This is a genomic window from Lactococcus fujiensis JCM 16395 (assembly GCF_002441655.1).
In the GTDB taxonomy this organism is placed as follows: Bacteria; Bacillota; Bacilli; order Lactobacillales; family Streptococcaceae; genus Lactococcus; species Lactococcus fujiensis.
In genome coordinates, this window is the sequence record NZ_JXJU01000002.1 from 169226 (window position 1) to 181600 (window position 12375).

Consider the following 12375-nt stretch of genomic DNA (forward strand, 5'->3'; position numbering starts at 1 on the left):
ACATATGAAAAAGAAAAAAATTACACATGTTGAAGTGAGAAATTTTAGTCGTTCTGTCAATCTATTATTCAACGTTTTGATTGCGATCTTTGCAATTTCTTGCATCCTTCCATTCATCTTTGTGGTTGCCATTTCATTTACTAAAGAAAGTGCAATTGTGTCTCATGGTTATAGTTTTTGGCCCAGTCAATTTAGCCTTGATGGCTATCGTTTCCTTTTTAATCAAATGAAAAGTCAAATCTTTCAATCTTTGCTGGTCACTTTGACTGTTACTATTTTCGGTACGCTGATTAATACGACAACAACATCACTTTATGCCTATGCGATTTCACGAACGACATTCCCTTTAAGAAAATTTTTCACTGTTTTCTGTTTGATTACAATGTTATTTTCTCCAGGAATGATTGCGAATTATTTGGTTATGACAAATATGTTACATTTGAACGATACAATCTTCGCATTAATCCTTCCAATGGCAGTTTCGCCCTTTAATATTATCGTCATGCGAACCTTCTTCAGACGCCAAGTTCCAGATGCCATAATTGAATCCGCTCGAATTGACGGTGCAAGTGAAATTAGAATTTTTACACAAATTGTTCTTCCACTAGCCGTACCTGGTATCGCAACAATTTCATTATTTGCCGCGCTTGGTTATTGGAATGACTGGTTTAATGCGCTACTCTATATTCAAAGTGATAACTTAATTCCTTTGCAATATCTCTTGATGAAAATACAAAATAATCTACAATTCCTCATGCAAAATGCAGTGGCAGGAGCTCAATTACAAGGGGGGCTTAGTAGTCTACCTGGTGAATCAGCCCGCATGGCTATCGTTGTGATCTCCATTTTGCCAATTGCCCTGAGTTATCCGTTTTTCCAAAAATATTTTGTCAAAGGATTAACAATAGGTGGAGTAAAAGAATAATGATATGATCTGCTTTGGAAATTCAAAGCAGAAACTATTAAAACGTAATGTAAGCGATTTTATAAATTTATTAAAGTAAATAAATGGGTAACCCCCAAAGGAGCATATATGAAAACATCTAAAAAAATTGCACTCGGTGCGATCACAACGCTATCCGTATTTAGCTTAGTCGCTTGTGGATCAAGTTCAAGCAGTAAAGCAAGTGGTGGACCGACGGTTCTCAAAATGTATCAAGTCGGGCAAGCACCTGACAATTTTAAAACACTTATGGCGGAAGCAAATAAAGAGATTGAGAAAAAATTAAACGCAAAACTTGATATTACATATATTGGCTGGGGAGATTGGGATACCAAAATGAACGTTATCGTTTCATCTGGACAAAATTATGACATCTCATTAGCAAATAATTACGCTGTAACTGCACAAAAAGGAGCCTATGCAGATTTAAGCAAACTTTTACCTAAATATGCCCCTGATTTTTACAAATCATTAAATCCCGCTTACATTAAGGGGAATCAAATCAATGGTAAACTTTATGGCGTACCAGTGAATGCCAATATTTATGCCCAACAAATGATTACATTTAATTCTTCATATGTTAAAAAATATAACCTAGATATTTCGAATATTAAATCATATGCCGATGCTGAAAAAGTGTTTACAGAGTTCCATAAGGCGAATCCGTCCGTTGCAACTTTGGCCATCGGACAAAATTACGTGGCCTCAGGAAACTATGATTACGTCCTTGGCGATTCAATGCCGTTTGCTATTTCAACGACCGGTGATGGAACAAAAATCGTGAATCCGTATGATCAATCAGACTTCCAAGATATTCTGAAAATCCACCGTCAATGGTATAAGGAGGGAATTATCCCATCCGGTGCGGCTACATTTAGCCAAGGATACCCATTGAATGGAAACACGTGGTTCGCACAGGTTCAAACACAAGGTCCATTTGATTATGGTGACAACGCATTGAAGCAAGCGGCAGGACAAGATGTTAAGTCTGTACCAATTAAAGACGCCTTGATTAAAACTGGGTAGGCTCAAATGGCGAACTTTGTTGTTTCTAACACTTCTAAGAATAAGGAATTGGCAGTTAAAGTACTTGGCTTGATTAATACGGATTCAAAATTGCTTAATGGTCTAGTTTATGGTGAAGAAGGAAAAGAATGGGAAAAAACTGGCAAAACGGTCGGTGGTGTTGACCAAATTAAGCTGCTTCCTGATTATTACAAAGGAACCTCTCATATGGCTGCATGGAACACTGGTAATAATGCCATTCTCTATGCACCAACTGCAATTACAGAACAAATGATTCAAACGCGTGATCAATCCATCAAAGATGCAAAAGTCTCTCCATTATTAGGCTTTAGCTTCGATATGACGAAAGTTCAAACACAAATTACTGCTGTTCAAAACGTAATGGCAAAATATAAAGATGACATTAATACAGGGACTATTGACCCAGAAGAAGGAATTAAGAAAATGGATGCGGAGCTTAAAACAGCAGGTTATGACAAAATCCAAAAAGAAATGCAAAGTCAATATGACGCCTTCCGTGCTAAAAATTAATTAAATAAGATCGAAAGCGAGCCTCAATTCTCTAAACGAATAGTGAGAAATCATGGGTCGCTTTTTTGCAAACAAGCTAGAAAAAGGAGCACTCATGCAAGAGCTAGGTTTATTACTCGACATCGGAAGGAAATATTGGTCACTAGATGAAATAAAATCATTAATGTTAATCATGAATAAAGCTAAAATGACACATCTACAACTTCATTTTAGTGAAAATTTGGGCTTTCGATTAGAATTACCCACACTGAAATTAGATCCGTCTGAAAATCGATTTACGAAAACAGAGGTCGCTGAAATACTCAATTTTGCAAGCGAACTTGACTTAGAAGTTATTCCTGATTTCGACGCGCCAGGCCATCTTGACACGTTATTAAAAAATTACCCTCAATACATTTTACCCGAGACGTCAAATTCAGCACTTGATGTAACAAACGATGAAGCGATACAATGGCTTTTTGGGATTTATGATGAAATATTAGATTGGTTTCCTAATTGCAAATCGATTCATATTGGAGGGGATGAATTCATTGATTTTCGTAATATTCAACACTATCCGTATTTATTAAGAAAATCAAGGGAAAAATTTGGACCTAATGCATCTGGAATAGAGTTTTATGTCGCCTTTATAAATCAATTGACAAGACACCTCAAATTAAAAGGGCTCGATGTTAGGATCTGGAACGATGGCCTTTTGAGATCGGATCTCACGAGTCTTGTCAATTTAAACCCAACGGTTGAAGTAACCTATTGGACGAATTGGGATCCGTCAATGGCAAACGTTTCTACATGGCTTGAAGCGGGTTACACCCTTATTAATTTTTGTGATAACGATCTTTATTACGTTTTAGGAAATAATGCAGGGTATATTATACCCACTGTTGATCGTTTAAAACATGAGGCGAAGAAAAATAAATTTTCTGGTGGTCAATATCTTAATGCAAATGAAATGGCACAAGTCAAAGGGACATATTTTTCAGTCTGGGCTGATTTACCAAACATGAAAACATGTGAAGAAATACTTTATGACCTTGACAGTTTATTACCAACATTTTATGAAATTTACCATTAAAGTAATATATAAAATGTTATACTGAGAATATAAAAATAAATATACAGACATATATGAGAGCAGAAAAGAGAAATCATGGTAGGAAGAGCTTTAGAAATATTATTTACACGCGTTTGGACAGTCGTAAAATTGACGTTGATTTTCTGGCTCCTTTCAATTTGCGGGGGATTCATATTCGGAATCGGTCCAGCCTTAAAAGTCATTACTGAGCAATATATGGCACATGGTTTCGATTGGAAATCAATAAGTTGGAAAGAATCTTTCAAAATGTTTAAAGCAGATTTCTGGAAAGCCAATGCTTTATTTCTAATCACCCTTTTCTTTTTCTTATTATTAAGTTATAGCCTCTTTTTGTCAGTACAGATCAAAGGTTTAATTTTTTTCATCATTGATTTCATGCTCATTTTTGCGATTTTCATTTTATTTGTTGCATACGAATATGCTCTCATTATAGGTAGTCAGTATAGGATTGAGTTGATTAATCTGGTTAAAATGAGTATTATTTCATGTTTCTCTAGTTTTTCAACATTTTGGAAAATGACGATCGGATCATTTTGTATTTTAGTTTTAACATGGCAGTTTAAAGGCTTGATTTTATTTGGCATAGTGGGCTTGATGCAAATTTATAATGCTCATGTAACAAAAAAATGGCGCAACAAGATCGATGAAAAGTTAGACTCAGATTCTTTAACATAAAAATCATTTCAATTGAAATGATTTTTATTTTTAAAAAATAGAAAAAGTTATTAGTTATAATAATATATTTCTTGTGTTTCAATTTACAATCTAATCAAATAAACAAATGTCAAAATTTGTGTTAAAATAGTATGCGTTTACAAAAATGATAAAGGAGAACTGGTTTTGAAATTAGAATCATTGTTAGAAAAAAAAGAACAAATACAAGTTGATATCATTCGAACAATAATTCTAGAAAATGGAACAACCAATCTCCAGAACTTACTCAGTCAAGTCAGTATCTCACGTCCTTCCCTCGAATCCTATCTAGAAGATATCCATTATTTGGGGAAATCACTTGGGAAAAATTTCGAGATAATTCGTTACGATAATCGAATTGAATTGAAAATGGACGAGAGCTTAAACTTCAATACAATTATTAGCCATTTGTTGTGAGAAAGTATAAAATATTCTTTACTGAAGCATATTTTAGAAGAGCCGAATTTGTCTATCCTCGAACTTTCAGAAGTACTTTTAATAAGCGAATCGAAATTGTTTCGCAAAATTAAGGAATTAAATATTCTGCTAAAAGAATTTGGATTAACAATCAAGAACACACAAATCTTGGGCAATGAGGAGCAAATTCGATACCTTTATTATTCAATTTTTTCACTTTTTCACCCAAGCGAACGACCAGATTACCTCAATTTGAATGAACGAAATCAATATTTTGTGAATCGACTTGAGGAAAGTTTACGCTTAAAGTTCAATTCATCAACAAGAGATAAGATCAGCTGTTGGATTGGTATTTCAGATAAAAGAAGAAAAATTGGTGATTTTAAGATTGATTTTTTACTTAGACAGAAAAAAATTTATCAAGACGATCATCTCTATCAACTTTTAGATTCACTTTTTTATCAAGTTGTTTATGCAAATCAAGATAAAAATAACTGCGAAACAATACTCTTTTATGGTTTCTTTGTGTCATTTTATATTCTAGATAAAGAAAGTTATTACAAATACGATATTTTCCGTTCTAAAAAGATACCAGCGGTTATGCTGAACATTCGTATTAGGGAGAAATTGTTGAATTTCTATCGACATTATCGACTTGCTATTGATGAAGAAAAATCACTACAGTATCAATTGTCACAAATCAACAATAAATTTTACTTTTTTACCGGCACTTTAAGTAATTTTCAACAGAAAGATCTCCTTTTTAGGCAGTCACAATTAATGGAAGAATCGGTAACGGATCTCCTTGCACAACTTTGTAATGAAGCAGAGGTAGATTTCCAGAAAGGCAAACTTGCTAAAACATCATTGGATGAGTTAATGTTTGGTTATGGAAATGCCATATTATTATTGGAAATGATTTTTGCACCAAATATCACTATTTTATATGATTTGTCTGAAACACCGCTTTATCAAATTCCACTTGAGCAATTCATTAAAAATCACCTCCGAGGAATCGAAAATATTAAAATTGAGCCCTACCAAGAAGATATTACTTATGATTTATTAATTACCAGTAAGCGAAATGACGAACGTAAGGCAATGTACTACCTATCAGAGGTTGCAACCAATTATGATATCATTAGAATTAGTCAAAAAATTGAATCATTAAAACAAGAAAAAGCCAGTTTATATTAATCTGGTTTTTTTATATTGTTAAAACCACTTTCAAAAATTTTAAATAATTAAAAAAAATTGAAAGTTGATTTATTTATTAACATGTTATAATTAATTTGTAAAGAAAACGATTACAAAAAGGAGCAAAGCTATGCAAGAAAAAGCTTATATCATGGCAATTGACCAAGGGACAACTAGTTCTCGTGCGATTATCTTCGATAAACAAGGTAAACATATTGGAAGTTCACAAAAAGAATTTACTCAATACTTTCCACAAGAGGGCTGGGTTGAACACGACGCAAACGAGATTTGGAATTCTGTGCAGTCAGTAATTGCCGGCGCTTTTATTGAATCAGGAGTTAAACCAGATGAAATTGCTGGGATTGGGATTACGAATCAACGTGAAACAACAATTATTTGGGACAAGAAAACAGGACATCCAATATATCATGCCATCGTTTGGCAATCAAGACAATCTTCAGGCATTGCCAATGATTTAAAAGAAAAAGGTCTTGAAGAAATGATTCATAACAAAACGGGATTGGTTGTGGATTCATACTTTTCAGCAACAAAAATTCGTTGGATCCTCGATCATGTTGAGGGAGCCCAAGAAAAAGCTGAAAAAGGGGACTTGATGTTCGGTACGATTGATACTTGGCTCCTTTGGAAACTGACGGATGGTCAAGTTCACGCAACGGACTATTCAAATGCAAGTCGGACCATGCTATACAATATTCATGATTTTGATTGGGACCAAGAAATTCTCGATCTATTGAACATCCCACGAATTCTTCTTCCAAAAGTTGTTTCTAATTCAGAAGTTTATGGAAAAACAAAAGGTTTCCATTTCTTCGGATCAGAAGTACCTATCTCAGGTATGGCTGGTGACCAACAAGCAGCTTTGTTCGGACAAATGGCCTTTGAACCTGGAATGATTAAGAATACTTATGGAACTGGTTCATTCATCGTCATGAACACAGGGGAAAAACCTCAGCTTTCTAAAAATAACTTGTTGACAACTATTGGTTACGGAATAAACGGAAAAGTATATTATGCGCTTGAAGGTTCTATTTTCGTAGCGGGTTCATCGATTCAATGGCTCCGAGATGGTCTTAAGATGTTGAATAAAGCAAGTGATTCTGAAGAAGCAGCTCGTTCTTCTAAAAATCAAGATGAAGTTTATGTGGTTCCTGCTTTTGTAGGTCTTGGTGCACCTTATTGGGACCAAGAAGCTCGTGGTGCTATGTTCGGTTTGACACGCGGAACGACGAAAGAAGATATCATCAAAGCAACTTTACAAGGGATTGCATATCAAGTCCGTGACGTTGTCAACACAATGCAAGAAGACACAGGGATTGATATTCCAGTTCTAAAAGTTGATGGTGGTGCGGCCAATAACGAATATTTAATGCAATTCCAAGCAGACATTCTTGATATTCCGCTTCAACGCGCCAGCGATTTGGAAACGACAGCACTAGGCGCAGCATTCTTGGCTGGTTTGGCTGTAGGTTTCTGGAAAGACACGGATGAAATCAAGGAAAATTATGAAGCAGGTAAAATTTTCCAAGTAGAAATGGAAGAAGAACATCGTGAGCATCTTTATAAAGGTTGGAAAAAAGCAGTTGATGCAACACGTGCTTTTAAATAAGGAGATTTAAAATGACTTTTTCAAAAAAGACAAGGGAAGAAAATATTGAGGAAATTAAGAGCAATGAATTAGATGTCCTCATTATTGGAGGCGGGATAACAGGTGCTGGACTAGCTTTGCAAACGGCCGCATCTGGAATGAAAACCGCTGTCCTTGAAATGCAAGACTTTGCTGAAGGGACATCATCTCGTTCAACAAAATTAGTTCATGGTGGGATTCGTTATTTAAAAAACTTTGACGTCGAGGTTGTGTCGGATACTGTATCAGAACGTGCGGTGGTACAAGGAATTGCGCCACATATTCCTAAACCAGATCCTATGCTATTGCCTATTTATGATGATGAGGGTCCAACTACATTTGATATGTTCTCTGTAAAAGTGGCGATGGATTTGTACGACCACTTGTCAGGTGTTGAGGGAACTGAATATGCCAATTATACGATTTCTCCTGAAGAAGTCTTACGACGTGAACCATTAATTAAAAAAGAAGGCTTACAAGGGGCAGGAATTTATCTAGATTATCGAAACAACGATGCCCGTTTGGTTATTGATAATATTAAAAAAGCAGTAGAAGATGGCGCTTTTGCGGTAAGTAAAGTGAAAGTGACAGGCTTTCTCTATGAAGGTAAGAAAATTGTCGGGGTGAAGGCAAAGGATCTTTTAACTGGTGAAACTTTTGATGTTAAAGCGAAATTCGTTGTTAACACAAGTGGTCCATGGGTAGACAAAATTCGTTCGCTCAACTTCAATCGTGCGGTTGTTCCAAAAATGCGTCCAACAAAGGGAGTTCATTTGGTTGTTGATGCTAAAAAACTTCCTGTCCCACAACCTACTTATTTTGACACAGGAAAGAAAGACAAGCGGATGGTCTTTGCGATTCCTCGTGAAAATAAAACTTACTTTGGGACAACAGATACAGATTACAAAGGCGATTATGCAAATCCAAAAGTAACGCAAGAAGATGTCGATTACCTGCTTGATGTCATTAACTTCCGTTATCCAGAAGCTCATCTTACGATTGATGATATTGAATCATCTTGGGCTGGTTTACGGCCGTTGCTTGATGGAAATTCGGGTTCTGATTATAATGGCGGCGACAATGGTGCCATTTCAGACGAGAGTTTCAAAAAACTCATTGACGTAGTTGTTCAATTCCAAAATAAAACCGCTACAAAAGTTGAAGTTGAGAATGTTTTAAATCATTTAGAAGCCAGTTTAGTTGAAAAAAACACGGAAGCACCATCTTCGGTTTCACGTGGAAGTTCACTTGAACAAGAAGAAGATGGCTTAATTACACTTGCAGGTGGAAAAATTACAGACTATCGTAAAATGGCTGAGGGTGCTGTAAGTTTGATACGTGATTTACTTAAGAATGAGTATGGCTTGATCTACAGAACCATCGACTCAAAGCAGTATCAAGTCTCTGGCGGTGAATTTGATCCAACAAAAGTGGAAGAAACGGTTGCCAAAAACATGAAAACTGGTATTGAAGCGGGCTTGACCGATGCTGAAGCCACATATATTGCTGATTTTTATGGAATGAATTCGTTAAAAGTGTTTGCCAATGCAAAAGAGATGGAAGCATATCCAGGACTTTCACTTGCTGAATCAGCTTGTTTAAAATATGGACTCGAAGACGAACTTGTTTTAACACCAGACGATTATTTACTCCGTCGAACGAACCATATTTTATTCCAACGTGAAAGCCTTGATGACATCAAGGATGCCGTTATTACAGTTATGGCTGATCAACTGGATTGGTCAAAAGAAGAAAAAGATGAAAACGTAGCTAAGTTAAATCAAGTTGTTGCAGCTTCTGATTTAAAAGATTTAAAAACAAAAGAATAAGAATATATATTTAAGAATAGAGGTTTTTTATGCATTCAGAAACTGTCCAATTATTAGGAGAATTTTTAGGAACATTCGTTCTGATTTTATTAGGAAACGGTGTTGTCAGCGGTGTCGTTTTGAAGAAAACGAAAGCAACGGGTGCAGGATGGATTGCAATCACACTTGGTTGGGGCTTTGCTGTTATGATGGGGGTTTATGTTTCAGGATTTATGTCACCCGCACATCTTAATCCGGCTGTTACAATTGCCATGGCTTTGATCGGGAGCTTTAGTTGGAGTCTTGTCATTCCTTATATCATTGCCCAATTCCTGGGCGCCATGGTTGCCAGTATCATTATTTATTTGATGTACCTCCCTCACTATGCAGAGACGGATGAACCAGCTGATATCTTGGGAACTTTCTCAACTGGTCCAGCGATTCGTCATACGTTTTCAAATATGGTAAGTGAAATTGTTGGCACCGCAATATTGGTTATTGCTATCTTAGCTTTTGGGCAATATGATGTGACTAAAACAAGTGGCTTCTCGCCATTGCTCGTAGGTGCAGTCATCACTGCCATCGGTCTTTCATTGGGCTCAACAACAGGATATGCACTGAATCCTGCGCGTGACCTTGGTCCACGTATCATGCATGCAATTTTGCCAATTAAAGGCAAAGGTGGTTCTGATTGGTCATATTCATGGATTCCCGTGGTAGGCCCAATCATTGGTGCTGGTCTTGGTGCCGTCCTTTATCATGCAGTGATTACTTTCGTTAGCAAATAGTTTAGAACATTAAAAAGAACCAATGGTTCTTTTTTATATTGACCGGTGCAAAAGCAATTATTTTTTCAATCCTTTTAGCTTAAGTAAGCGGATACTATTATGGCATATGTTATAATGGGAGGAGTTATTAAAAGATAAGAGGAAATAGTTTGAAATTATCCGATGTTTTAGTCGTGAAACAAGAAAAAGTAACAGGAGTTTTCCGTGCAAATGCGAAGGGGTTTGGCTTTGTAAAACCACTTGATGCAACGAACCGTAAACAAGATGTTTTTATTGGTTCACGTAACACGTTGAATGCACTCGACGGTGACGAAGTGCTCGTTGAAATTTTGCATACTGCTGAACAATCAAAAAAAGGTGCCGATGGAAAAATTGTTAAAATTACAAAACGCGCAACCGTTGACACAGTAGGAACTTACATTCCATTTGCAACCAAAAATGAAGCAGGCTTGCTTGGACAAGTCCTTTTGTACAATGATAAAATCACTGCAGCACTTTATATCACTTCGTCAAATGCACCATTACTCGCAAATGATGTCGTTCGTGTTCACATTGATCAATATCCAAACAAAAAAGATGCTCAATCATTCCGTGGAGTGATTACTGAAGTGATTGGTCACCAAGGCGATGTGGGGCTTGATATCCTGGAAGTCCTTTGTGCGATGGGAATCCCCGAGTCATTTCCTGATGAAGTAATGGAACAAGCCAATGCGATTTCTGAAGCAATAAGTGATGAGGAACGCATCGGACGAGTTGATTACCGAGACGAAATCACTTATACCATTGATGGAGCTGATTCGAAAGATTTGGATGATGCCATTCACATCAAAAAATTGGGCAATGGAAATTATGAACTCGGAGTTCACATCGCTGATGTGGCACACTATGTTACTGAGGGATCCCCGCTCGACGAAGAAGCATTATCAAGAGCAACTTCCGTTTATGTGGCTGACCGTGTTGTTCCTATGCTCCCAGAACGTCTTTCTAATGGCATTTGTTCATTAAATGAAGGCGTGGAGCGCTTAACGCAATCTTGTGTGATGGAAATTTCTCCTCAAGGTAAAATTTTATCAGCAAAAATTAATCCTTCAATTATTAGAACGACCTACCGCATGACCTACGACGATGTCAATTTGATGATTGATAAAAATGCTGAAAAGCGTGCTCAGTTTTCAAAAATAAAGGAATCTGTTGAAATTGCTACTGAACTTCATGATATTCTCTATAATATGCGCTTAACTCGAGGTGCTATTGAATTTGACGATGCTGAATCAAAAATTATTTTAGATGATAAAGGCGTTCCGATTAATATTGTGAAACGTGAACGTGGTGTTGCTGAACGTATGATTGAATCATTTATGTTGGCTGCGAATGAAACCGTTGCGCACCATTTTATTAGTCACAAATTACCTGCGATATATCGTGTCCATGATGAACCAAAAAAAGAAGCGTTTGCTAAATTGATTGAATTTGCTGGAGACTTAGGCTATTCTATTTCTTCACCAAGTCATCAATCTCTTGAATACTTTATGGAGAGTATTCAAGAGACTCCCGAAGAAGCAGTTCTATCCACTATGCTTTTGCATACCATGTCAACTGCACTTTATTCTGAAGAAAATACCCACCATTTTGGACTTGCCGCAAATGATTACACTCACTTTACAAGTCCAATTCGTCGCTACCCAGACCTTTTAGTCCATCGCTTACTTCATTTTTATGGTGAAATTGGAAGCAGTCCTGAACAGAAAAAAGAATGGGAAGAAAAAATTCCGCCGATTGCTAAGCAATCGAGTGAAATGGAACGCCGTGAAGTGGTGACAGAGCGAATTGTAGATGCCATGAAGAAAGCCGAATATATGACCCAATTTATAGGAGATAGCTTCTATGGAACCATCAACGGAATTCAGAAATTTGGTATTTTTGTTCAATTAGATAACTCAGTCGAAGGGTTAATTCGTTTGAATTTACTCAAAGGGGAACAAGGCGACCGCTTCGAATTTGATGAGGACAATCAGGTGGTTATTGGCTCCAAGTCTAAGACGACATTCAAAATGGGACAACCCATCAAAGTCAAGGTGATTGCAACGAACAAACGTAAGGGTGCAGTTGATTTTGAACATCTATTGACCAATGACAAAGTTGAACAAGCAGGAAAATAATATTACAAATTAAAAAAGACAAAATGTCTTTTTTTTTACTTTATCTAATTCTTGACTTTAATTATTTGGACATTT

General features: G+C 36.4%; 9 protein-coding genes and 1 pseudogene. All 10 read left to right on the forward strand.

Going from position 1 to position 12375, the window contains the following annotated elements; genetic code table 11:
- Nucleotides 1–4: 4 nt before the first annotated feature.
- The 10 genes and pseudogenes from RT41_RS02680 (at nt 5) to rnr (ending at nt 12300) form a co-directional block, all read left to right on the forward strand.
- A complete protein-coding gene (locus tag RT41_RS02680) occupies nt 5–925 on the forward strand; it encodes a carbohydrate ABC transporter permease (protein ID WP_096817260.1) in 921 nt (306 codons plus the stop codon).
- Between the two features lie 108 nt (nt 926–1033).
- Nucleotides 1034–2500 (forward strand): annotated as a pseudogene (locus RT41_RS02685) (ABC transporter substrate-binding protein).
- Between the two features lie 52 nt (nt 2501–2552).
- Nucleotides 2553–3572, forward strand: a complete 1020-nt coding sequence (locus RT41_RS02690) for a family 20 glycosylhydrolase (protein ID WP_245811574.1) — start codon at nt 2553–2555, stop codon at nt 3570–3572.
- 75 nt (nt 3573–3647) lie between these two features.
- Nucleotides 3648–4268 (forward strand): DUF624 domain-containing protein, encoded by a 621-nt coding sequence (locus RT41_RS02695; RefSeq protein ID WP_054639206.1) that lies wholly within the window; start codon nt 3648–3650, stop codon nt 4266–4268.
- A 165-nt stretch (nt 4269–4433) separates the two neighbouring features.
- A complete protein-coding gene (locus RT41_RS10610) occupies nt 4434–4703 on the forward strand; it encodes a hypothetical protein (RefSeq protein WP_245811576.1) in 270 nt (89 codons plus the stop codon).
- 6 nt (nt 4704–4709) lie between these two features.
- Nucleotides 4710–5900: an AcpB/EbpR/MafR family transcriptional regulator gene (locus RT41_RS02700; RefSeq protein ID WP_281251367.1), complete on the forward strand. Its 1191-nt coding sequence runs from the start codon at nt 4710–4712 to the stop codon at nt 5898–5900.
- Nucleotides 5901–6030: 130 nt separating this feature from the next.
- Nucleotides 6031–7527 carry a glycerol kinase GlpK gene (gene glpK, locus RT41_RS02705; RefSeq protein ID WP_096817263.1) on the forward strand — a complete coding sequence of 499 codons (1497 nt, stop codon included), beginning with the start codon at nt 6031–6033 and terminating at the stop codon, nt 7525–7527.
- Between the two features lie 11 nt (nt 7528–7538).
- Nucleotides 7539–9374, forward strand: a complete 1836-nt coding sequence (glpO, locus tag RT41_RS02710; protein WP_096817265.1) for a type 1 glycerol-3-phosphate oxidase — start codon at nt 7539–7541, stop codon at nt 9372–9374.
- 29 nt (nt 9375–9403) lie between these two features.
- A complete protein-coding gene (locus RT41_RS02715; protein ID WP_096817267.1) occupies nt 9404–10141 on the forward strand; it encodes an MIP/aquaporin family protein in 738 nt (245 codons plus the stop codon).
- Nucleotides 10142–10290: 149 nt separating this feature from the next.
- Nucleotides 10291–12300 carry a ribonuclease R gene (gene rnr / locus RT41_RS02720; RefSeq protein ID WP_096817270.1) on the forward strand — a complete coding sequence of 670 codons (2010 nt, stop codon included), beginning with the start codon at nt 10291–10293 and terminating at the stop codon, nt 12298–12300.
- The last annotated feature ends 75 nt before the right edge of the window (nt 12301–12375 follow it).